At 42.9% G+C, this 19,639-nt stretch carries 25 protein-coding genes and 1 pseudogene; 9 read left to right on the top strand and 17 right to left on the bottom strand.

The features are described from left to right. Positions 1 to 439: 439 nt before the first annotated feature. The 5 genes from F6K51_RS18775 to F6K51_RS18755 all read right to left on the bottom strand — a co-directional run bounded on the left by F6K51_RS18775 (position 440) and on the right by F6K51_RS18755 (position 5,787). Positions 440 to 1,957: a DNA N-6-adenine-methyltransferase gene (locus F6K51_RS18775; protein ID WP_293022772.1), complete on the bottom strand. Its 1,518-nt coding sequence runs from the start codon at positions 1,955 to 1,957 to the stop codon at positions 440 to 442. A gap of 48 nt (positions 1,958 to 2,005) precedes the next feature. Continuing rightward, positions 2,006 to 3,400 carry a DnaB-like helicase C-terminal domain-containing protein gene (locus tag F6K51_RS18770; protein WP_293022769.1) on the bottom strand — a complete coding sequence of 465 codons (1,395 nt, stop codon included), beginning with the start codon at positions 3,398 to 3,400 and terminating at the stop codon, positions 2,006 to 2,008. Further along, positions 3,397 to 3,876 (bottom strand): hypothetical protein, encoded by a 480-nt coding sequence (locus F6K51_RS18765; protein ID WP_293022766.1) that lies wholly within the window; start codon positions 3,874 to 3,876, stop codon positions 3,397 to 3,399. Before F6K51_RS18765 ends, F6K51_RS18770 begins: the two co-directional genes overlap by 4 nt. A gap of 18 nt (positions 3,877 to 3,894) precedes the next feature. Continuing rightward, positions 3,895 to 5,160: a hypothetical protein gene (locus tag F6K51_RS18760; RefSeq protein ID WP_293022763.1), complete on the bottom strand. Its 1,266-nt coding sequence runs from the start codon at positions 5,158 to 5,160 to the stop codon at positions 3,895 to 3,897. An 87-nt stretch (positions 5,161 to 5,247) separates the two neighbouring features. Beyond that, positions 5,248 to 5,787 carry a hypothetical protein gene (locus tag F6K51_RS18755; protein WP_293022761.1) on the bottom strand — a complete coding sequence of 180 codons (540 nt, stop codon included), beginning with the start codon at positions 5,785 to 5,787 and terminating at the stop codon, positions 5,248 to 5,250. 173 nt (positions 5,788 to 5,960) lie between these two features. Between F6K51_RS18755 and F6K51_RS18750 the strand changes: the two genes are divergently transcribed. Next, entirely contained in the window at positions 5,961 to 6,278 is a 318-nt protein-coding gene (locus F6K51_RS18750) for a hypothetical protein (RefSeq protein ID WP_293022758.1), read from the top strand. Positions 6,279 to 6,326: 48 nt separating this feature from the next. Beyond that, a complete protein-coding gene (locus F6K51_RS18745; protein ID WP_293022755.1) occupies positions 6,327 to 7,748 on the top strand; it encodes a DUF4055 domain-containing protein in 1,422 nt (473 codons plus the stop codon). Between the two features lie 82 nt (positions 7,749 to 7,830). On the opposite strand, the gene F6K51_RS18740 is transcribed toward F6K51_RS18745, so the two are convergent. Then, on the bottom strand, positions 7,831 to 8,676 hold the full coding sequence (locus tag F6K51_RS18740; protein WP_293022753.1) for a hypothetical protein: 846 nt from the start codon (positions 8,674 to 8,676) through the stop codon (positions 7,831 to 7,833). A gap of 510 nt (positions 8,677 to 9,186) precedes the next feature. After that, positions 9,187 to 9,351: a hypothetical protein gene (locus F6K51_RS18735; RefSeq protein WP_293022750.1), complete on the bottom strand. Its 165-nt coding sequence runs from the start codon at positions 9,349 to 9,351 to the stop codon at positions 9,187 to 9,189. Between the two features lie 33 nt (positions 9,352 to 9,384). Between F6K51_RS18735 and F6K51_RS18730 the strand changes: the two genes are divergently transcribed. The 3 genes from F6K51_RS18730 (at position 9,385) to F6K51_RS18720 (ending at position 10,893) form a co-directional block, all read left to right on the top strand. Beyond that, positions 9,385 to 9,528 carry a hypothetical protein gene (locus F6K51_RS18730; protein ID WP_293022748.1) on the top strand — a complete coding sequence of 48 codons (144 nt, stop codon included), beginning with the start codon at positions 9,385 to 9,387 and terminating at the stop codon, positions 9,526 to 9,528. Positions 9,529 to 9,563: 35 nt separating this feature from the next. After that, positions 9,564 to 9,830 carry an antitoxin gene (locus F6K51_RS18725; RefSeq protein ID WP_293022746.1) on the top strand — a complete coding sequence of 89 codons (267 nt, stop codon included), beginning with the start codon at positions 9,564 to 9,566 and terminating at the stop codon, positions 9,828 to 9,830. Positions 9,831 to 10,107: 277 nt separating this feature from the next. Beyond that, on the top strand, positions 10,108 to 10,893 hold the full coding sequence (locus tag F6K51_RS18720) for a Uma2 family endonuclease (protein WP_293022743.1): 786 nt from the start codon (positions 10,108 to 10,110) through the stop codon (positions 10,891 to 10,893). A gap of 57 nt (positions 10,894 to 10,950) precedes the next feature. Here F6K51_RS18720 and F6K51_RS18715 read toward each other — a convergent pair whose 3' ends face one another. Then, entirely contained in the window at positions 10,951 to 11,136 is a 186-nt protein-coding gene (locus F6K51_RS18715) for a hypothetical protein (protein ID WP_293022740.1), read from the bottom strand. Between the two features lie 120 nt (positions 11,137 to 11,256). Between F6K51_RS18715 and F6K51_RS18710 the strand changes: the two genes are divergently transcribed. Further along, complete coding sequence (locus F6K51_RS18710) at positions 11,257 to 11,829, top strand: Uma2 family endonuclease (RefSeq protein WP_293022737.1); 573 nt, start codon at positions 11,257 to 11,259, stop codon at positions 11,827 to 11,829. Between the two features lie 255 nt (positions 11,830 to 12,084). Here F6K51_RS18710 and F6K51_RS18705 read toward each other — a convergent pair whose 3' ends face one another. Beyond that, positions 12,085 to 12,408 carry a DUF433 domain-containing protein gene (locus F6K51_RS18705; protein WP_293022734.1) on the bottom strand — a complete coding sequence of 108 codons (324 nt, stop codon included), beginning with the start codon at positions 12,406 to 12,408 and terminating at the stop codon, positions 12,085 to 12,087. A 158-nt stretch (positions 12,409 to 12,566) separates the two neighbouring features. Between F6K51_RS18705 and F6K51_RS18700 the strand changes: the two genes are divergently transcribed. Beyond that, positions 12,567 to 13,334, top strand: coding sequence for a peroxiredoxin-like family protein (locus F6K51_RS18700; RefSeq protein ID WP_293022732.1), 768 nt, complete (start codon positions 12,567 to 12,569; stop codon positions 13,332 to 13,334). A gap of 161 nt (positions 13,335 to 13,495) precedes the next feature. Here F6K51_RS18700 and F6K51_RS18695 read toward each other — a convergent pair whose 3' ends face one another. The 8 genes and pseudogenes from F6K51_RS18695 to F6K51_RS18660 form a co-directional block, all read right to left on the bottom strand. Then, positions 13,496 to 13,645: a type II toxin-antitoxin system HicA family toxin gene (locus F6K51_RS18695; protein WP_293022730.1), complete on the bottom strand. Its 150-nt coding sequence runs from the start codon at positions 13,643 to 13,645 to the stop codon at positions 13,496 to 13,498. Then, the gene (locus tag F6K51_RS18690) at positions 13,635 to 13,856 is read right to left on the bottom strand and encodes a type II toxin-antitoxin system HicB family antitoxin (protein ID WP_293022727.1); all 222 of its coding nucleotides are present in this window, start codon (positions 13,854 to 13,856) and stop codon (positions 13,635 to 13,637) included. Before F6K51_RS18690 ends, F6K51_RS18695 begins: the two co-directional genes overlap by 11 nt. 394 nt (positions 13,857 to 14,250) lie before the next feature. Beyond that, positions 14,251 to 15,357, bottom strand: a complete 1,107-nt coding sequence (locus F6K51_RS18685) for a substrate-binding domain-containing protein (protein WP_293022724.1) — start codon at positions 15,355 to 15,357, stop codon at positions 14,251 to 14,253. A 14-nt stretch (positions 15,358 to 15,371) separates the two neighbouring features. After that, positions 15,372 to 15,668 carry a hypothetical protein gene (locus F6K51_RS18680; protein ID WP_293022721.1) on the bottom strand — a complete coding sequence of 99 codons (297 nt, stop codon included), beginning with the start codon at positions 15,666 to 15,668 and terminating at the stop codon, positions 15,372 to 15,374. Positions 15,669 to 15,773: 105 nt separating this feature from the next. Then, entirely contained in the window at positions 15,774 to 16,121 is a 348-nt protein-coding gene (locus F6K51_RS18675) for a hypothetical protein (RefSeq protein ID WP_293022718.1), read from the bottom strand. A 167-nt stretch (positions 16,122 to 16,288) separates the two neighbouring features. Further along, positions 16,289 to 16,873, bottom strand: coding sequence for a vWA domain-containing protein (locus F6K51_RS18670; RefSeq protein WP_293022800.1), 585 nt, complete (start codon positions 16,871 to 16,873; stop codon positions 16,289 to 16,291). Positions 16,874 to 16,972: 99 nt separating this feature from the next. Beyond that, positions 16,973 to 17,782, bottom strand: a pseudogene (locus F6K51_RS18665) (extracellular solute-binding protein); the annotation flags it as partial. Between the two features lie 72 nt (positions 17,783 to 17,854). Then, positions 17,855 to 18,052 carry a hypothetical protein gene (locus F6K51_RS18660; RefSeq protein ID WP_293022715.1) on the bottom strand — a complete coding sequence of 66 codons (198 nt, stop codon included), beginning with the start codon at positions 18,050 to 18,052 and terminating at the stop codon, positions 17,855 to 17,857. A 147-nt stretch (positions 18,053 to 18,199) separates the two neighbouring features. Here F6K51_RS18660 and F6K51_RS18655 point away from each other — a divergent pair, with 147 nt between their 5' ends. Both F6K51_RS18655 and F6K51_RS18650 read left to right on the top strand, forming a co-directional pair. Next, positions 18,200 to 18,943, top strand: coding sequence for a Uma2 family endonuclease (locus F6K51_RS18655; protein ID WP_293022712.1), 744 nt, complete (start codon positions 18,200 to 18,202; stop codon positions 18,941 to 18,943). A 121-nt stretch (positions 18,944 to 19,064) separates the two neighbouring features. After that, the coding region (locus F6K51_RS18650) for a Uma2 family endonuclease (protein WP_293022708.1) at positions 19,065 to 19,639 on the top strand (575 nt) is incomplete at its 3' end.

The following is a 19,639-nucleotide window of genomic DNA, read 5'->3' as shown; positions in this document are numbered from 1 at the left end:
CCTGTTAGGAAATACTTGCAAAAACAAATGAGACACTAGCGTGGCCTTCGGCTAATCGCAAGGCTCTTAAGAGCATCAAATACGCTTAAATAGGATGCCTGCCTTTCTTATTTCCCTTGCCAGCCGCCAAAGTGTCTCATTTTGACCGCGATCGCACAAAAGAGACATACGTATAAGTTGACTTGTGCAAACCACTGTCTCTTTTGCTGTCTCTTTTGTGTTTTTTGGGACTGTCTCTTTCCGAAAAATGGACTGTCCCAAAAAATATCAATTATTAGGTTTTCGTGGTTCTATTTTGTGCAAAAATTTAGACTGAGTCAGCAAATTACTGATTTTTTTATTGGGTTTAAACGATCGCGTAACCGTTTTTTATTTTAACGCGATCGTTTTTGTCTACATCTTTAGTCTATCGCAGTTGTCTACTTATGTCAAGTCTTATTTAAGAAAAGTCAAATCCTGGTGGAGCCAGGGATACAAGCCTGTTAGTCAAAGATTGACCAAATTTAACTCGACCGTATTCAGAGAAGACGTAGTAGAAGCGCAGGAAGTCTTTTCCGATGTAGAAAACTGCACTAGCAAATGGAGCAACACTGCCATTATTGTCAGGATTTAGGAAACTTAGTCGTCCGTTCCAGTGACAAGACGGGTATCTGTCCATCAGTTGGTACCACTCGGTGTCAGGAGTAGCTTTGAGCAAGGCGATCGCGCTGTGGATATGACCACAGTTATGCTCATGAATTAATTTCTTGACCCATTTTTTGGTACAGGAGTAAGGAGGGTTCATGTAGACTCTCCCGTACCATGGGCGAGAAAGGCCATCCATCTCTTTGGTGAAATGAGCCGAAGCTGGCACATTAGGGACACCAGGATTGGAACAAGGGTCAAGGTCAATCACACCAAGAGTAGCGATCGCAGCATTGATTACTTTCTGTGGAGTGTAGTGTTCATTATTCCCAGAAGAAGTTTGAACGGAAAATGAGTGATTGTCTTTGTCGAACAATCTCTTGACAAACAGCGGGGGTACAGAATACCCCATGATGCTTCCTGAAACAGCAACTGAATCAGGGAACTGATACCAATCAGGGAAAGTCTGTAGGCGGCGGATGCATTCCATGGTCAATTGTTTAAAACTGCCATCGGGACACCAAACATCAGCAAAACGGTTCCTGTTATTACCTTTGGTGTCAGTGAACAGCGATCGCAATACTGTAAACGACGGTAGATCAGCTGGAATCACCCGATAAGCTATTCTCCCAGTCCTGCCCACCAGTAAATGCTCTAATTTGGGATTTTCAGCTAAGTACTCTTGTATGGCAAGACTTTGGCCTGGGAGTATTTCAGATTCCGGTAATGTTGGCAGTAGATCTTTGATGGCCTCAAACCATCCACTGCACTTGATATTGCGGGGAAGTTTCCTGGGGGTTCCCTTTGATGAAGATCGAAGTATCAACCTTTTTCGCGATTGAGGAATGCCATAATCTGATACATCAACCACTGACCAATCGACTGAATAGCCAAGATCTAGGAGCTTCTGGTTAATCAATTCAAAGCTTTTGGCAGTTGAGTATCTTGGCACATTCTCAAGATAAAACTGCCGTGGTCTCAACTTGTCGATAATTTGGCAGACAGCGATCGCCGACTTGATATCGTCCTCCGTCTCTTCTGCTGATATTTTGGCTATCGAAAAATTTGAACATACTGGTGACGCCCACAATATGTCCGGAGAAGCAGGAAACTCGGACATATCTGATCCGGCTACTTCTTCTACCGTCTTGCGGATGACTTTACACCGGGGGAAGTTGGCTTCGTGGGCTACGGCGATTGCAGCCGATAACTCTGGTCTCTTCTTGTCGAATTCAACGGCGATCAATGGCTCAATACCAGCTTCCACCATGCCTGCCTCGACACCGCCCCCGCCAGAGAACAAAATTACTGCTTGTTGTTTTTTCTTTGCCATTTTGTAACCTACTACCAAATGGTTGATTAATAGTAATTCCTAGCATTGTTAAATTCGACGGGTTGGATTTTCCTGATCAACGCGATGGATTGTGCAGATTGACAAATCAACCTCTTGGTAAACAGTTCCACACATTCCGTTCTTGTTTTTTAAGACAATAACTTCTAGGATTGGGTCATATTTGTCTTGTTCTTTTTCTGCATAATGAGCTTGTCGATAAAGTCCACAAACTAAGTCTGCTGAATGAATTATCCCGGAGGATTCGTAAGTGTCTGTAATTCTAGGACGTTTATTTACGCGATCGCCCACCTCTTTTGGAAGCTGGCTTGCTACCAGTACAAAACATTTGTAAGTATTAGCTAAGTGTCTTAACTCACGGGAAATTTGCTCCAGTTCCCGCGATCGTTGACGGTCTTTTTTAGAATCATCTAAACGTACCATCTGAATATAATCGACAAAGACAATATCTATGTGGCCGTATAGTGTAATCGTTTTTTTTATTGCACTTTCTATTTCAGCGATGGTTGGTGAGCTATGATCAAGAACGCTCCATTTTGCTTCTGCAATTTCTACTGTCTTGTCAGAAGTTATAGTCCATTCGGAGCGTTGAATTCCATCGAAATCTTGTCCACGTACTATTCGGAAAGAATCTATCCCAGTCATTCGCGAAAGTAATCTGATATTAATTTGCTCCATTGACATTTCACAAGAAACAAATAATACTGAATAACCTTTGGATAGCGCCGCATCGGTCATGGACACCATCCATGACGTCTTTCCCATACTGGAGGCTGCCATCAAAATACCTAAAGAAGGCTTGAAAATACCTCCAGTCATATTATCAAAGTCGATCCATTCATTGCCTAATTTTTCACCCTTTAGCTTTCCCTGTGTGATACAATTCCACAAGGAAAGTGACATCTCTTCAGCATTATGAAAGGACTTATCTTCTATATCCATCTCTAGCTGACGAAGTTTGTTGATTGCTTGGTGAAGCGACTCTTCGTAAGTTAGAGATGGATCTGAATCAACCATCTGGTATCCAATATTGACAAGACAACGCATTTTATACTTTTTCAGCAATAATTTTGCCTGCCTGTCAATATTAGCGTTACTTACGGTGACCCCAACTAAATCAGTTAAAGTTGAATAGCCACCGATTTTATCTAAAAGTTCATGATCTCGGAACCATTCCGAAATACTCATCAAGTCAACTGGCTCAGAAGATTTATAAACTGCGATCGCAGCCCGATATATCTCCTGATAGATGTCAATGGTGAAAACTTCTGTGCAAAAACCTTTAGCTTCTTCTAAAACCCGATCTAAGCCGCCATTACCAAGCAGTATCCCACCTATGACAAGCGCCTCCGTTTCGGGGTTTGCTAGATGAGGTTTCAACGATCCAAGTTGTGCGTTCGCGTAGCGGCTGTTTTCCAGCTTCATCTTTCAATAGCTCCCATGATCTGGTTGGTCGATTGTGGTGCTATGGAAGCATGACTAATGGCGTAAGACTGTAGATATAGTTTGCAAAATTTACTTTCTAGCTGCACAACCATATGTTTATCCGCCATGCCAATGTTTTCAACTCCCCCAATGGCAGACAAAGCAAACAAAGCGCGATCGCTGACGATAGGATTTTTTGCTCTGCTTACGGCATCAAGAATAGATTGCCATTCCTGAGCGGCTCGAACCTCCAAGCCCATTGAGGCAAATTCCAGTAGCTTTACTGCCGTTGGGCGAAAATCACAATTGAGCACTGCAAATTTAATAGCAGCAGCAAATTGTTTGTCGTTAAGCTGAGGAGCAAGAAATTCGTACCACAGCGCTTTAATCCTCCCCGATAAAGGACGCCATCCGTTGTCTTCAAAGTACTGAAGTCCCTGAACAAACGCTTCCTCTGAAAGTTTTTGGTAATTCATTTTTTACTGCTTCGTTTTTTATTGGTCAATCATTAATCGCAAGAATGGGTCTGTAGCATAAGCTGTTGCCATCTCTATAGAAAAAGGTGACAATTCATTTCCATCTTTATCGACTACTTTTTTTGTGATTTTGCGATCGCTATCTTTTGAGTACGCAAGTCCTTCTGCTCGAAGTCGATATTCAATATCGACTTTCATTAGATGATTGTGTTTTTCAGCGTATTCACTAATTTTGTCGTTTGAAGCCAAATTAGTAAACGAAAATGACTTGCTTCTCCAAAAGTCACCATTCTGTTCTCTGACGTATATTAAAGCAGAAGCGATCGCTTCCATTGAAAGTCCTGTTAATTGACGCTTTAATTTTTTCGACAGTTTTCGATGTTCTATCCATTTACTTGGCTTTTCAGCTAAGTAAATGGCTAATACACGTTCTTCTAGTTCTTTATTCCACTTGTTTTTGGTAATTTTTTCAGTATCTAATACTGGTGAATTCGTATTACTAGTTTCCGGTTCTACCACTACATCTAGAATCGATTCCGGTTCCCGTATCATATCTGCTGAAACCAAGGCTAGCTCTGGCTCCGGTTCTGGCTCCGGTTCTGGCTCCGGTTCTAGCTCTGTTACCTGTATCTCTACCTCCGGTTTTGGCTTTGGCTCTGGCTCCGATTCTGCTTCCGGCTCCAGTTCTGTTACCTGTATCTCTACCTGCGGTTTTGGCTTTGGCTTTGGCTCCGGTTCTGGCTCTGGTTCCGGTTCTGGCTCCGGCTCCGATTCTGGCTCTATTACCTGTATCTCTACCTGCGGTTTTGGCTTTGGCTTTGGCTCCGGTTCTGGCTCTGGTTCCGGTTCTGGCTCCGGCTCCGATTCTGGCTCTATTACCTGTATCTCTAGCTCCGGTTTTGGCTCTTGCTCCAGCTCCGGTTCTGCCTCTGTTCCACACTCATCAAGATGTTTAGAAATTAATTCCTCTAAAACTTCACTATTTAATCGATAATAAGTGCGGCAAGGCATACCACATGTCTTTTTTTCGATTATTCCAAGTTTTACTAATGTCTTTTTTGCTTTATCCTGCTGCGATCGCTTCAGCTGGATTTCCTGAGTCCATGATTTGCCAGTTTTGTAAAACCAGCCATTTTGATCCGCTGCTTTTTCGCTCCAGTAAAACAATTGACTTAAAAATAAACCCGTTAATGCACAACCGCCGGTAATTACACCAAAAATGTTGTGATAAGCGACTGTTCTTGAAGCGCGTAATAAGTTACTTTTAATGTGATAATGTGTCATGGTGGGTTTCAACTAGTGGTTTTGTTGAATTCTACCAGAGGAAGGCGACAAATCTAAGCTGTCGCCTTCCTTCTTAATATTTTCTTCTTAGAAAGAATTTTTTTTGTCATTCGCTAGATCGACAAAAAATGAGATTGCTTGATATGCACCTGGAAAACGTAAAAACTCAGCAGAATCTGGCAATATCACTTGCCAGGAAATTCCATCAAAAGCTAAAACTCCAAGGCGCACACCGTTTAGGGAAACACGATAAGTGTTCTTGACAGAAATTTTGCCCACTTCTATCGAATGAGAATTAGCAAATTTTATCCATTCGCGATTCAGCGTAGCCGATGGTTCGCGAACGCCTATACAATCAGACTCCTTAGGCTGATCAGGCTGATCAGGCTCATCTACTTCAACATCAGATTCCAGCACGTCATTGATCTTGCTTTTTATTGAGCGCAAGATCGACTTAAAGGTATGGATCGACAGCAAATGTACACCAAAAGCGACTTTGACGTTAACTATGTCGTTTACGATACAAATTGTCTCGATTTGGCTAGGGCAGTATTCATGACTAGGATCGTCCCAAGAAAGTACGGCTGCGATGAGAACCCGATCCTGATGCGATAGCGCAGTTGTCATGAAATTACGATAAATTGAATTTGTGTGTTTTTGTGTGACTGTCACAAGCTTGCTTGTTCATTGCTCTACAAACTCATAATAGCAGTCGTCTACTGCTGTTGTCAAGTACTGTTGACGCAAGTTTTGCTTTGCGCTATTATTCAAATAACAACAGTAATGGACAATAGCGCTCAATGGAAATCTTTTTAGAAGTATCAGCAGACGTATCAGATCCGTCAAGAGAAATAAGAGCAGCTTTTGAGAGAAAGTGTAAACAAGATCCAAAATATAGTGTGACCAAAGCTGCTATAGCTCTTGGTACCTCAACCTCGTACCTTCATATGCTTATGAATGGTAGTAAAAAAGACCGTAAAGTTTCTCTTGACATAATTTTGAATGCACAGCGTGAATTTAACGATGATTTTGGGATAACATATGATGCTCTTTTAAGTTCTCTTGATCAAGCTAAAGAAAAAATACGACAACACCTAGAAGAAACGTCTTGTGTGTAAAAATTGCGCTAATGTATCATTATTGACGTTAGCGCAATTTTTAAGAAAGTGATAGTACCTTTATCTTCAAATAATTTCAAAAGCGATTATGTAAGACATTGGGCAGAAAAATATGATGACCCAAAATTGCCTAGTTATCACCATAGAAAACTTTTTGATATTGTTCCATTGTTAGAGCAAGTAGCAGATTGCTACACAGGTATAAGTAATTGGATTAACGGAACAAAAATTGATATGTCGAAGGCGGCTCGCTATCTCCCAAGGAACGAAGGTGAGCCGCCTTCGGCTTATCAAGCAAGGCTTTTAAGGAGCAGATGGGTTGGGTTTTTCAGTCAAGCTATAAACGGATTTGCAGGTCTGCTAACAGATTATGAAATAACCAGTGATTCTCCAAAATCTTTTGTAGATGCGATCGCGGATATTGACTGTGCAAATACTAGCTTGACTACTTTCTTATCCAATGCCGACAAGAAAGGTTTGTGCGACGGTTGGTGTCTGGTTCTAGTAGAGTATCCGGTAAAAGAAAATATTCTTTCAGCTGCTGACGAAATAGCGAATTCCGATAGACCATATCTTTGTCTAATCTCCCGAAGAGACGTAATCAACTGGTCAATAGTAGGCAATGTTTTGGAATGGATTGTAATCAGGCGAAATGTAGAAAAACCTGTTACTGAATTCATGAGTGAAACTACAGAGCAGTATTGGGTGCTCCGGCCAGGGAGTTGCGAAGTTTACGAGATTGGCGAGAGCGGAGGATTAGGCACAGTTGAATTAGTGCAAAGCTTTGAGCTGCGATCGCCCAGTGGCAAGCTGATGGATAAAATCCCTGCCATATTTTATCCGGTAAGCACACTTAACCCATTTGAGTTACTGCCACCATTGCATGACCTTGCCTTGAGCAATATTACTCATTACCAGGAATGGTCTGATTACCGGGAGGTTAGATACAAATGCAATGTCCCTGTACCGGTACTGAAGGGATTGCTTGATGCTCCCGACCGATTAGTGATTGGTCCCAACACGGTTGTTACTTTGCCACCAGATGGTGACTTTTTCTACAGAGAGCCGTCGGGTAAGGCAATAGAAGCAACACGTCAGGCAATTATTGACATTGAGAAACAGATGTTGCAGCGATCGCTAGCTTTCTTTGGTGGCAACAGCCATATGACTGCTACCGAAGCAGAACTACGGTCTGCTCAAACCGTATCTGAATTAACCCAGATGGCCAGAGACAAAGAGTCTGCCGTGAAGGGAATTATTAACTGCTGGACACAATGGACCTCAGAAGAACCTAACGGTGGTATCAAGGTCAACACAAACCTAATCAAATCGCCGATCAGTTCTGATACGGCGAGAATGTTTACTGATTTGGTTGTGGGTGGAATAATGCCTACCGACATGTACTGGGAAATTATGTCATCGGCAGGCATAATACCTAAGAATGTCGAACTGCCATCAGTAGGGGATTGATAGATCGAACAAAATACTTCACTACTTTTTCAACTTTTACTGGGGCAAACCCTTTTGCTGCTGCTCTCATATTTTAGTGCCTTCAAAATACAATTTCAGTTTGACTTGGCATTTGTTGAAGATTCTTCAGGAAATCAATTAACTGTTCTGGAGTAAGCAACTGCCTTGATGTTTTACCATAAGCTTTTTTTAACCATTGTTTGCCCTGCTCGGTACTCCAACCTAGTCGGGACAATTCCTTTGTAGTTTGATTTATTAATTCTTTCCAATCAACAGTTTCTGTTTGCTTAGCATAACCTTGGGTCACAGAATTTTCTGGTACTGTGTCATATTCGACATCCAGTATTGGATTTGCTTCATTTTTAGAGTCGTTGTAATCATTGAGCTTTCTTACGGGAATTATCTGGTAATTATCTGACAAAGTTTCCCCCAATATAATGCTTCGACAACGGGTTGCTAAATCCATTGTATTTACCAACCCATTCCATTCGTAGAAACAGTACTGGTCATTAGAATCATAGATCGAAGCAAAAACCGTCGCACCACCAGTTTTGCTAGTTTTAGGATCATTGCCGCGAACTGCAATAGTAACTGGCGATCGCAATTGCTCATGCTTCATCCCTGATAAGGCCAACAAAAAGCAGCGACTAAATACACTGTTTATACCAGATTGAATGGCATAGGATTTGTCAGCTAATATTTGAATCCTAAGCTTCAAAACCTCCTCATCATGAAAATTTTTGCTGACTATTTCGATGTTCTTGATGTAGCAGCAAATCCCTTTTTTGTATATGGGAATTGGCCGCTGGTTATCAGCGTCCCAGAAATACCATAAAAATTTGCCGTTCTCTGAGTTGCGAATATAAATGATCTGAGGAACCGGGGGTTCACAAAATCCTAACTCCACTTTATTTTCTTCTAGTTGCATAAGTCTTGTTCGATGTGCTTCTATTTAAGAATAACACTATATACAGCAACTGTCTACTGCTATAGTCAAATGCTGTATAAAAACGTTTAACTTGAGGTATTATTTAACCCAAAAGGGTGCTATAGGATGCCAGCAAAATTAGCTGAAAGGCTTGTGGACAAAGGGATTAGCCTGGGCGCTTTTTTCAAGTAATGGAATTCCAGATATTGCGATCGCCTGTTGGTGCGACAATTGAGATGAAGAGACACAATTGTGGACAAAGGCTTGCCGGATGCTGATTCAGACTTCAGGGGTAGAAGTTAAACTTCGGGCGGTCACTGCCCGAAGTTTCATTTTGGAAGCTGGCAGAATAAGGAGAAAATTATAGGCTTCACATTGTTTTGGAGGGTACAGACAACAGTCCTGGAGGGGTTAGTAGACGCGATCGCAACCGCTTCTAATTCCGGTAACCACACTTACCGGGATTACCTGATCTGAGATTCATACCGAGTTGCATTCAAAGAGAGTAGATTAGTTGGATAGGGAGATGGGGAGATAGGGAGATGGGGAGATAGGGAGATAGGGAGATGGGGAGATAGGGAGATAGGGAGATAGGGAGATAGGGAGATAGGGAGATGGAGAGATTGGCGGAAGAGAAAGTTGTACCTTTGACCGCAACTTAGTATCAGTAGGCATTTCAAAATAAGATGGGTAAACCGAGGGTCACGAATGGACCTCTTGCCAAAGTCGTTTTCTGATACTGTTTACGTCAATTCTTGTCCACTGTTCCCTGTTCCCTATTCCCTGTTCCCTGTTCCCGACTACGGAAAAGCAACAAAAGTTGTTATTGTACAAATGTTTTTATTTTCCTAAGATGTTCTTGTTGTTGAACAACATAGGGATTTCCCATGGCTAGACTTTCGATTGAGATCACCCCAAAACAGCATCAGAAGCTCAAAGCGAACGCAGCCCTGAGCGGCAAAACGATTAAGGAATATGTGCTTGAACGCTGTCTGCCTGATGTGCCCATCAACCCAGAACTAAGCTCCGAAGAAGCCCTGGCTCAACTGTCTGCCTTTCTCAAGCCGAGAATAGAAGCGGCTGAACGGGGTGAATTCTCCCCTAGCACTTTTGCAGATATTAAGCAGAAAGCACGTAATAACATCCAGTCCTGAATGAAGATGCCCTGATTAGACGTTTTGCAAAAGTGGTCTGAATCCCACAGATTTCCTGGGCTAAAAATGGCTTTTGCAACAGGTCTATTGGCAATGAATGCTCTCACTAAATAACGTCAGTTCGGGTTAATATAGCGTTTCTCAGAGTAATGAGGTACACAGGATTTTTTTCCTGTTGCCTGTTGGCTGTTGGCTGTTACCTAAAATCAAAAATGTACCTGACCCAATTGAGAACTACTATAAAATAGGCTTATCAGCTCTGGTAAAGGTTTTTCCTATGGTTCAGCAGCTCCATCCCACTACCGATGACATCTTCTATCCCGAAAGTGACGGCAAACCCTTGGCGGACAATACCCTTCAATTTGAACTAATTACCACCATTAAGTATGGCCTGGAAGCCCTATTCAAGGATGACCCCAATGTGTTTGTTGCCGGGGATTTGTTGTGGTATCCAGAACAAGGACAACCCAAAATCAACCAAGCCCCCGATGTGATGGTGGTCTTGGGTAGACCGAAAGGGCATCGGCGTTCCTACAAAACCTGGGTTGAAGATAACATTAATCCCCAGGTGGTCTTTGAAATTGCCTCATTAACTAATACCATCAAGGAATTAGAGGACGATAAACTCAAGTTTTACCGGACCCATGGAGTAGAAGAGTACTATCTCTATGATCCAAATAGAGCAAAACTAAAAGGCTGGTTGCGTTCAGCAGAAAAGTTAGAACCAATCCCCCAGATGCTTGGTTGGGTTAGTCCCCGTTTAGGAATTAGGTTTGAGTTAGTAGGCTCGGACTTGGTGCTGTATTATCCCAATGGTGAGCGTTTTGCTACGTATTTGGAAATTATTGAGCTCAAAGATCTCGCTCAACAACAGGCAGAACAAGAACGTCAACGAGCAGAGCAAGCAGAGGAAGCTTTAGAGCAAGCAGAGGAAGCTTTGGAGCTTGAAAGGCTGGAAAAACAACAGGCATCACAACGAGCAGAACAGGCAGAAGCTTCGTTGCAAGCATTGTTGGAGCAGTTAAAAGCAAAGGGCATAGATCCAGAACAGTTCGAGCTATGAACTCCACCATACCGACACGTTGTCAACTGTGGAAGGCGATTAAGGCGGTGAATGAGGTTATGAATGACTTAAGGGTGGCGCAACACTTTCCTCCTCAGGATGAGGGATTAGCTTATCTAGCAAAGGGAACAGGGAATAGGGAACAGGGAGTAGGGAGTAGGGAGTAGCGATGCAGCGCGGTCTTGGGGAGGCAGCGCGGTCTTGGGGGTCTCCCCCATGAGGGACTGCCGTGGTTTCCCCCACTCGCGCTTTGCATCAAGACGGGAGTAGGGAATATGGCATCAAAAATTATCACAATTCCTACACGGATCCCTATCTGCCAAAATTGATAAAATTAAGACAGATTAAATCAGGATAATTGATATGACTGAAACCATAGAACGAGTCAGTTGGAGAATCGATGATTTAGAACTATTGCCTCACTCTGAAGGGACAATATACGAAATAATTGAAGGAGAATTATTTGTGACTCGAACGCCTCACCGACGACATCAACAAATTTGTGGCAGAATTTTTAGTTATTTGAATAATTGGTCAGAATCAACAGGTAATGGTGAAACTATTATTACTCCCGGAATCATCTTCTCAGATGCCGATAATGTGATTCCTGATGTAGTGTGGGTAAGCGAAGAAAGATTAGCTCAAATAGAAGATGAAGCCGGACATCTGACCGCAGCACCTGAATTAGTGGTGGAAGTAATTTCTAAAGGTATTGACAACGAAAAACGCGACCGCGAAGTTAAAGTCAAGTTATATTCAATTCAAGGGGTAAAAGAATATTGGATTGTCGATCGTTTTCGTAAGCAAGTAGAGGTATATCGCCGAGACAAGGGAAAATTAACTCTAGTTGCTACCTTATTTGATCAGGATGAGTTAACTTCTCCTTTATTACCAAATTTTGTTGTACTAATCAATCGCTTTTTTCCAGTTAAGTAAAACAGCACATAAACTGAATAAGATTACCAAAATTATAGGTTTTAATACTCGGTATCTTCAGGATTATACCAAATTTTAGCAAAGACCGATTCAGAAAGTTTAGTCACTAAGGTTTTAGCTTTAGCTGGCATGAGAAACTGTTACCTCGACATCATCAGGTAAATTTTTGCCTTCCAGGACATCATGGGTCAAACTTCTGAGGTGTTGGGTTGTCTTCAAAGGAAATTGTTGATCAGCATAGAGAGCAGCGATCGCTCAAGCCTCATCATTATCCTGGATTGCTTGGTCAATTTCTTCGGGGTGAGCATTAGCATAAACCCAAGCATTGGCAACATCGCTGGCACTTAGGGTAGGGTAATTTTGCAGAAGATCAACTTCACTGCTGCCAAGATTACGAGCTTGAACGAGAACCCAAACAGGAATACGAGTGTTGGCAATCCGGGCATCTCCCCCGCAAACACCAGGTGTTTTTTCAATGCCTGTCCAGATGTTGCTAGCTTCCTGAAGTAGCTGAATCGCTTGAGCTTTTTCAGTTAAACTAAGGGCTAAAAGTTGGGATTTAATCTCGCGCAGGGTCATGGTGGACGAAGTTGTACTGACTTGTTTTGTAAAAATTCGATTTGGGCGATCTATCAACAGATTAAGAAGGCTATCTGGCTCGTATTTGAGTTTTTATCAATATGTCCAAACGTGCTTTACTTTTAATACAACATTCCCCTTAAAACAACCGGTTTAAAATGAATCCTTACACAATCTTAAATCAGACCCAGTGCCAGCGGGTAAGTGATGGAGTCATCCTGCCACTTCTGAGCGGTTGTGAGTCAGCCACCCGCCAGCTGGTACTTGTCTGGCCCCAACTTGGAGATTTCGACAGTCTCGAATACGCTTGGTGGCTGCAACGGGAAGCAAAAAGGTTACAGGGCGAGGGTATAGTAATACGAGCTGTTGGTATTGGCAATCGCGATTCTGGTAAGCGATTCTGTAACTATACGGGGTTTCCTGGGGATTGGTTGTTTGTCTCTGCCAATGCACAGCTGCACCACCAGCTTAATCTTTATCCAGGACTATCGCTCAAGCTACCAGGGCTCTCAATAACCCTAAATGCCTACTTGAATCTGCTGCTGATGTGTGCGGGTATTGGTAGTCCTGGCACTCTAGCTGAAGTATTTCGAGGCTATTGGGGCGATAGTCAGGCTCCGCAGTTGCTCGATGATGAGGAGGTTGTGCGAGGTATACCACTTCCCCCTATCAAGGGCTCATTCTTCAGGCTGGCTGGTGGCAAAGGTTTTCAAAGACCCTTTGAATTGGCAACCCTGCGGCTGCGGAATATGACAGAGGTTTTAAGCCACTGGAATACTTATGTGCCCAATGGGGCTTATCTGACCCAGCGAGGGGGAACTTTCTTATTCGATTCACAGGGGAAATTACTCTACCAATACCGGGATTGCGGGCTCCTTGGCTTTGCTCAGAATATGAGTCGTCCACTGTCGTTTTTATTAGATTAGCTCTACCAAAGCGATAGTAACAATGTCTTGATAGATCTTGTGTAATCGAACGCACAATAAAAGAGCGATTGGCCGTAGGCCACGCTACGCGAACGCACTTATTTTAGTTGATCAAATTCCTTCTCACTAATTCCTAACTGCTTGAGTATTTCTCGAAATAACTAACCTCCAATCTCAGCATTACCATGAACAGGAATAGTGGTTGACCGTCCATCCGGATGCTTCCAACGGGCATGACTTCCTTTTTGACGAACTTTATGAAAGCCTAATTGTTTAGCAACTTTTTCTAAGGTTTTAGCTTTAGCTGGCATGAGAAACTGTTACCTCGACATCATCAGGTAAATTTTTGCCTTCTTCGAGGTATTCTTCTTGAATCATCTCAAAAACAGGATTTAATTCACAGAGGGCTGCTTCAGGAGTTTCTCCCCAGGCATGACATCCTTTAATGGCTGGAATATAGGCGACAAAAGTTCCATTGTCATCGGGACGTAAAATAATTTTATAGTCGTTTAATGATTTCATTGTTCTTTTTCCCTAGATATTATTTTTTGTTGTATATTCTATCATTGAAAAACCAAAAAAATAGTAATCGCTGCAGATGTTAGATTACGAGCTAGTTGGCATCAGCCTAGTTTAACACCCACGGGTTTGCTTTCATGAATCGACTGGCAGGTTATACTGGGGACGCTGCTATTGGGCAAACTCAGCGATAGACCGAAATCGACGTAAGAGACGTTTCATCTTTGTTCCTCCTAGGGTTGATTAGTTCAATTGCTTAACGGGTTATATTTAATTACTAGAATGCAGGTGTTAACCGAGGAGAGGGAACAGCGATGCAGCACCTTAATAAGGGAGTTTCACGACTGCCGACTGCCGACTGCCGACTCCCGACTCCCGACTCCCTACTCCCTACTCCCTACTCCACCCGATTCCACATCCGTTGAATTTCCCCAATCACTTCAGAATTTGGTGGTGCTAAAGTTTTTAAATTAGGGTCAGTTTTTGCACCGGGAATACGTTTTGTCCAAGGACTGCCGGAGACAGATTGCAAATCAATACCCCCAATCACAGGACGAAAACCGTATTGCACAAAGGTTTTTTGTTGTTCTGGAGCAGTTAGGAATTGGAGGAATTTCCGTGCTGCTTTTACCTGTTGCGAGTTCACATCTCTGCGCACAATGGCTGCGGTGGAAACCGTTTCAATGGTGGGATTAAAATAATAAATCTGATCGGGCTTGCTTTGAGTCTGGGCTGCTTGTTCCCAACGGTAGAGGGCAATGCTTTCATATACAGTAGCAACATCTGCCTCATTGGGGCCACGAGCAATAAACTCTTGCAATAGAGTGTCCGTTGAGCGTGGCGGTTGATAGACAGACCGCTTTACTAAACCGAACAGAGATTGAATTTCCGAGCTATTAAAATTAGTTGGGGATAAGGTTGCGCCCCCAGAATTACTCTGTGTCCAAAGACTTAAGGTCAGTTGTCCGCTATTGGAACGATTAGGATCGGTAGTCACAAAGTCAAAACTACCCCAGTTAGGATTGCCGCCAATCTCCTGCCAATTGCGCTTTTTCATGGCATTTTCTAGTTTTAACCATTGAAAACGACCATCGGGAAACAGAACTTCTCCCCGTTCTGGCCAAGCAATACCTACTAATAGGGTTTTGGCAATGGGTTGGGGGTTATCATAAAAAGGTGGAGTAGTGTTTTGGGCTTGCCAGCGATCGCTCAATTCATTCAACAAAACCCCATTGGCTGGAATTAAAATTGTGGGTTTAAAATCCTTCTTTTCATCGAGATAGCGATTGACTAATTCCTGGGAGCCTTGGAATTTAAATTCGATGTTAATATTAGAATAGGTTTCTTCAAAACGTTGTTCCAGAACAGCGAGGGGTTCTTGCAATTCTGTTCCACTTACCACATAAAGGGTTTGGTTTAATCCTGGTAAAGGAGCGTAGGCAATGCCTAGGGAAACAGCGATAATCCCCAGGGATGTAATTGTTTTAGTTGTTTTATTATCCATGAATTCTGATCAAGTTAAGATAGGAAAAGAGCCATATTGTCTTGAAAACCTGCCAATTCGGTACTGAGGGAGCGCAATTCTTCCACGGTTTGGGCATCTTCTAAATTGCTTGTCCGCAGGCGATTCTGCAACTGTTGTAAAACTCCCGCAGTATCAGTAATCAAAGTAGCTAGAGCAATCACCTGGGCTTGTCTAGCATCTTCCCCTTGTCGAGCCAGGGTAATGTTGTGCTGCAAGCTGGTCGCTAATTGCTGTAATTGTTGCCTAGCGACTCCAGAACTCTTAGTTTTTTTCGCTTCTACCTCCTGCAACTGCTGCTTTAACTCGGTTACTGAAAGCAGGGAGTCGGTACCATGGAGACGTTGGGAGAATTGGTCAATTTTGGCTGGTAATTCTAACGCGCGATTGACCGAAGGTCACGCTACGCGATCGCATGCGAATTGAATAGTAGAAAGTAGCTCCATTTCGGTGGTAGCAAGGGCAAGTTTTTCCGATTCTGAGCGCAGGCTTTCTGCTTTCTGAGCAATCAGTTGAGCCTGTTGTCGTACCTGTTGTAATTCCCTTTCCAAGGCAGGGTTTTGTAGGGTCGGGGGTCGTTGACTTTCCTTTTGCTTAAGAACAGTGGCACCAGCCACCGTGACCACTCCTGCTAGGGGTATAGCAATGGGGCTAGGAAGTCGAGCAACTCGTACTGCGATCGCATGGACTACACCTCCTGCTAAGACCGCTAGGGGATAATGAAGAGGATTTGCAAACGTTAACATGGGTTGCCTCATGGGTAATCAGCGACTGATAATTTACTTAAACTGTATAGCGTTAACTATTCTAATGAGGTACATGTAATTTTTTTTCCTGCTCCCTGCTCCCTGCTCCCTGCTCCCTAAAACCAAGTAATTTGTACTTCATCCAATTGATAACTGCTATAATTGACTTAAAACTCAACTTGTAAATCTGCGATCAACTTAGAAATCGTTTCGGGATTGCCCTGACGATAATAGCCCCCATTTAGTTCAGCAATTGTTTGCAATACTTTAGGACTAAATTCTCCTTGTTTGCCGTAACCGACGGTGAAAAAAGCAATACTTTCATCCGCTTCAAAGTTACTGCTTTGTAATTGTTTTGAGAGGTTATCGAGAGTAATTTCCGAGCCAGAATCATCACCATCGGTCAAAATCAACACCGCATTAATCGCGTTTGTTTTAAAATTTTGTTTTAACCAGTTCCGAGCAAAAAGAGCACTATCATATAATCGAGTTCCTCCCCCAGCTTTCAGACTACCAATAAATTTTATCCCCTCAGCTTTTCCTTGGGGTGTGCCTTCCACCATAAAGGGCTGCTTAATCTCATTACTGAAAGGAATAATCGCTATCTTTTCCCTTGAACCGATATTCTGCACGTAGTTCAGTAACGTATTCTGCACAGCCGAGAGTTTCTCACCTCTCATAGAACCGGAAACATCTACGACTAAAGCAACTTGGGAAGGTTTTTTGGCGTAGCTTTGCCAACTTTGCAACATCGCTTCTACCACTTCCGGTTTAGGAGGACGGTAGGAATCGTATTGAGGATTGGCTTGTACCCCAAATTCAGAGGAAAACTTACTGCCAAGGGGCCCCCCTGGAATCCCTGGACGTAAGCCCAAGTCTACCGCAATTTTTTGGGTTTCTGGTTGCCGTAGGAATTCAATAACTTTTTCCCCTGCTGCTTTTTCTTTGTCACTCACCCATGGGGCATTGGGGAGGATGGCGCGAATGTTGGAACTAAAGGTAGCAGAAGGATAAACCGCTTGATAGTTAACCGTATTATTACCTTGACTGTTGGCAGAAATCACTAAGGATTCGTAGACAGAGCCCACAGAAGCCCAAAAGGGACCGTTGTTCACCATCGATTTCGCTAAAGACCCCGTAGATTTGCCGTAACGGGTGATTTTGTTTTGGATTTTCTGAACCCGATCTTGGTATTTTTTTACATCAGCTATGGTGAGTTCTTCAGGACGCTTACCGGAAACCGAAGCAAATTGAGCCACTAGGGTTTGCAAGCCAGAATTGGAACGGGTTGGGGCGGTGTGAACGTAGGTTATTGGTAAAGCAGCCGCCTTGGGGTCTAGATCCTGGTGATTTTTCGCCTCTACCAAGGAAACATAGAGATCGTCCACTGCTGCTAAACTTCCGGCTAAATCAGCTTGGGTCATAAAAACCATCGGACTGTAAGCAAGCAGAGGTGATTCAGTTAAATCTGGGATATAGTTCTGTCCTGGAAAAATTTTATTAATCTGGAAGATCAGCTGACTCTGGTAAATTTCTCCATCGACAGAAATTAAAGTAGGAAATTGGGAGTCTTCAGGAGCGATCGCACCAGATTGCAATTGTTTAGTAAGATTAAGAACTTCCTCCACCACATCCCCACTTCCTTTAGTATCGCAGGTTAGATAAAAGGGAGTACCATCCTCTAGTTTAGGCTGGGAGTTATTGAGTTTGGTGGCAGCGCGATTGACCGAAGGTCACGCTACGCGATCGCAAAAATCTTTTAAGTCACTCCCTGCCAGAAAGCGAATTTCTAAACCTCGGTTAACTGTTTGGTTGATTGTTGGACTAGTCTGACAAGCACCAAGGAGCAAGAGAACAGAAGAGAAAGGTACCAAAGAGAGTTTCCAAGAGATTGAAGTAAAAATCTTGGGGAGATTGCTATAATTAAACATCACACATCCCTTAGTTGTTGAATCTAAGATCAAGCACCAATTAAATTATAACACGTTTGCTTCACCAAAAATCTGTTAAAATGGTAGTTTGTTTATGGGGTGTGATAAGATAGAATAGGCTTCCAGTATTTGGTGAAAATTTATCCTATGATTCAGCAAATTACTCCCACCACCGATGACATCTTCTATCCCGAAAGTGACGGCAAACCAATGGCCGACAATACCCTTCAATTTGAACTAATTACCACCATTAAGTATGGCCTGGAAGTCCACTTCAAAGATTACCCCAATGTATTCGTTGCCGGGGATTTGTTGTGGTATCCAGTACAAGGAGAACCCAAAATCAACCAAGCCCCCGATGTGATGGTAGTTATCGGTAGACCGAAAGGGCATCGACGTTCTTACAAGACCTGGGTTGAAGATAACCTTAATCCCCAAGTCACCTTTGAAATAGCATCAGAAACCAACACCATCAAGGAATTAGAAGAGGATAAACTCAAGTTTTACCGGACCCATGGAGTAGAAGAGTACTATCTGTATGATCCAAACAGAGCCAAACTAAAAGGCTGGTTGCGTTCAGGAAAAAAACTAGAACCCATCCCCCAGATGCTGGGTTGGGTGAGTCCCCGTTTAGGAATTACCTTTGAGTTAGTAGCATCTCAATTGGTGCTGTATTATCCCAATGGTGAGCCTTTTGCTAGCTATTTAGAAATTAGTGAGCAAAGAGATATGGCTCAACAACAGGCAGAGCTCGAAAGGCTCGAAAAAGAACAAGAACGCCAACGGGCAGAACAAGCGGAGCAAGCTTTAGAGCTTGAACGAATTCGTATGAAAGCATTGCTAGAGCAATTAAAAGCCAAAGGGATAAATCCCGAGGATTTTAACCTATAATCTCTAGCAATTCTCCTAGTAATCAGGTAGACAGGATTTTTCCTGTTCCCTACTCCATTCCCCCCTTATTAAGGGGGGCTAGGGGGGATCCCGACTCCCATTAACCCAAACAATTTTTCCTATGATTCAGCAAATTACTCCCACCACCGATGACATCTTCTATCCCGAAAGTGACGGGAAACCCATGGCCGACAATACCCTTCAATTTGAACTAATTACCACCATTAAGTATGGCCTAGAAGTCCACTTCAAAGATGACCCTAATGTATTCATCGCTGGGGATTTGTTGTGGTATCCAGAACAAGGAGAACCCAAAATCAACCAAGCCCCCGATGTGATGGTAGTTATCGGTAGACCGAAAGGGCATCGACGTTCTTACAAGACCTGGGTTGAAGATAACCTTAATCCCCAAGTCACCTTTGAAATAGCATCAGAAACCAACACCATCAAGGAATTAGAAGAGGATAAACTCAAGTTTTACCGGACCCATGGAGTAGAAGAGTACTATCTGTATGATCCAAACAGAGCCAAACTAAAAGGCTGGTTGCGTTCAGGAAAAAAACTAGAACCCATCCCCCAGATGCTGGGTTGGGTGAGTCCCCGTTTAGGAATTACCTTTGAGTTAGTAGCATCTCAATTGGTGCTGTATTATCCCAATGGTGAGCCTTTTGCTAGCTATTTAGAAATTAGTGAGCA

The organism is Moorena sp. SIO3I8, from assembly GCF_010692325.1.
Lineage (GTDB): Bacteria > Cyanobacteriota > Cyanobacteriia > Cyanobacteriales > Coleofasciculaceae > Moorena.
The sequence above is the reverse complement of the archived record's forward strand: the minus strand, read 5'-3'. Positions and strand labels throughout refer to the sequence as shown.

Bases quoted from the DNA above. Each gene is read 5' to 3' on its own strand.
- F6K51_RS18690 (WP_293022727.1), bottom strand. From the start codon at position 13,856: ATGAAATCATTAAACGACTATAAAATTATTTTACGTCCCGATGACAAT.
- F6K51_RS18710 (WP_293022737.1), top strand. From the start codon at position 11,257: ATGACTGAAACCATAGAACGAGTCAGTTGGAGAATCGATGATTTAGAA.
- F6K51_RS18655 (WP_293022712.1), top strand. From the start codon at position 18,200: ATGATTCAGCAAATTACTCCCACCACCGATGACATCTTCTATCCCGAA.
- F6K51_RS18740 (WP_293022753.1), bottom strand. From the start codon at position 8,676: ATGCAACTAGAAGAAAATAAAGTGGAGTTAGGATTTTGTGAACCCCCG.
- F6K51_RS18660 (WP_293022715.1), bottom strand. From the start codon at position 18,052: ATGTTTAATTATAGCAATCTCCCCAAGATTTTTACTTCAATCTCTTGG.
- F6K51_RS18670 (WP_293022800.1), bottom strand. From the start codon at position 16,873: ATGTTGCAAAGTTGGCAAAGCTACGCCAAAAAACCTTCCCAAGTTGCT.
- F6K51_RS18720 (WP_293022743.1), top strand. From the start codon at position 10,108: ATGGTTCAGCAGCTCCATCCCACTACCGATGACATCTTCTATCCCGAA.
- F6K51_RS18770 (WP_293022769.1), bottom strand. From the start codon at position 3,400: ATGAAGCTGGAAAACAGCCGCTACGCGAACGCACAACTTGGATCGTTG.
- F6K51_RS18685 (WP_293022724.1), bottom strand. From the start codon at position 15,357: ATGGATAATAAAACAACTAAAACAATTACATCCCTGGGGATTATCGCT.
- F6K51_RS18705 (WP_293022734.1), bottom strand. From the start codon at position 12,408: ATGACCCTGCGCGAGATTAAATCCCAACTTTTAGCCCTTAGTTTAACT.
- F6K51_RS18675 (WP_293022718.1), bottom strand. From the start codon at position 16,121: ATGTTAACGTTTGCAAATCCTCTTCATTATCCCCTAGCGGTCTTAGCA.
- F6K51_RS18760 (WP_293022763.1), bottom strand. From the start codon at position 5,160: ATGACACATTATCACATTAAAAGTAACTTATTACGCGCTTCAAGAACA.
- F6K51_RS18755 (WP_293022761.1), bottom strand. From the start codon at position 5,787: ATGACAACTGCGCTATCGCATCAGGATCGGGTTCTCATCGCAGCCGTA.
- F6K51_RS18735 (WP_293022750.1), bottom strand. From the start codon at position 9,351: ATGCCTACTGATACTAAGTTGCGGTCAAAGGTACAACTTTCTCTTCCG.
- F6K51_RS18765 (WP_293022766.1), bottom strand. From the start codon at position 3,876: ATGAATTACCAAAAACTTTCAGAGGAAGCGTTTGTTCAGGGACTTCAG.
- F6K51_RS18695 (WP_293022730.1), bottom strand. From the start codon at position 13,645: ATGCCAGCTAAAGCTAAAACCTTAGAAAAAGTTGCTAAACAATTAGGC.
- F6K51_RS18750 (WP_293022758.1), top strand. From the start codon at position 5,961: ATGGAAATCTTTTTAGAAGTATCAGCAGACGTATCAGATCCGTCAAGA.
- F6K51_RS18775 (WP_293022772.1), bottom strand. From the start codon at position 1,957: ATGGCAAAGAAAAAACAACAAGCAGTAATTTTGTTCTCTGGCGGGGGC.
- F6K51_RS18725 (WP_293022746.1), top strand. From the start codon at position 9,564: ATGGCTAGACTTTCGATTGAGATCACCCCAAAACAGCATCAGAAGCTC.
- F6K51_RS18700 (WP_293022732.1), top strand. From the start codon at position 12,567: ATGAATCCTTACACAATCTTAAATCAGACCCAGTGCCAGCGGGTAAGT.
- F6K51_RS18730 (WP_293022748.1), top strand. From the start codon at position 9,385: ATGGACCTCTTGCCAAAGTCGTTTTCTGATACTGTTTACGTCAATTCT.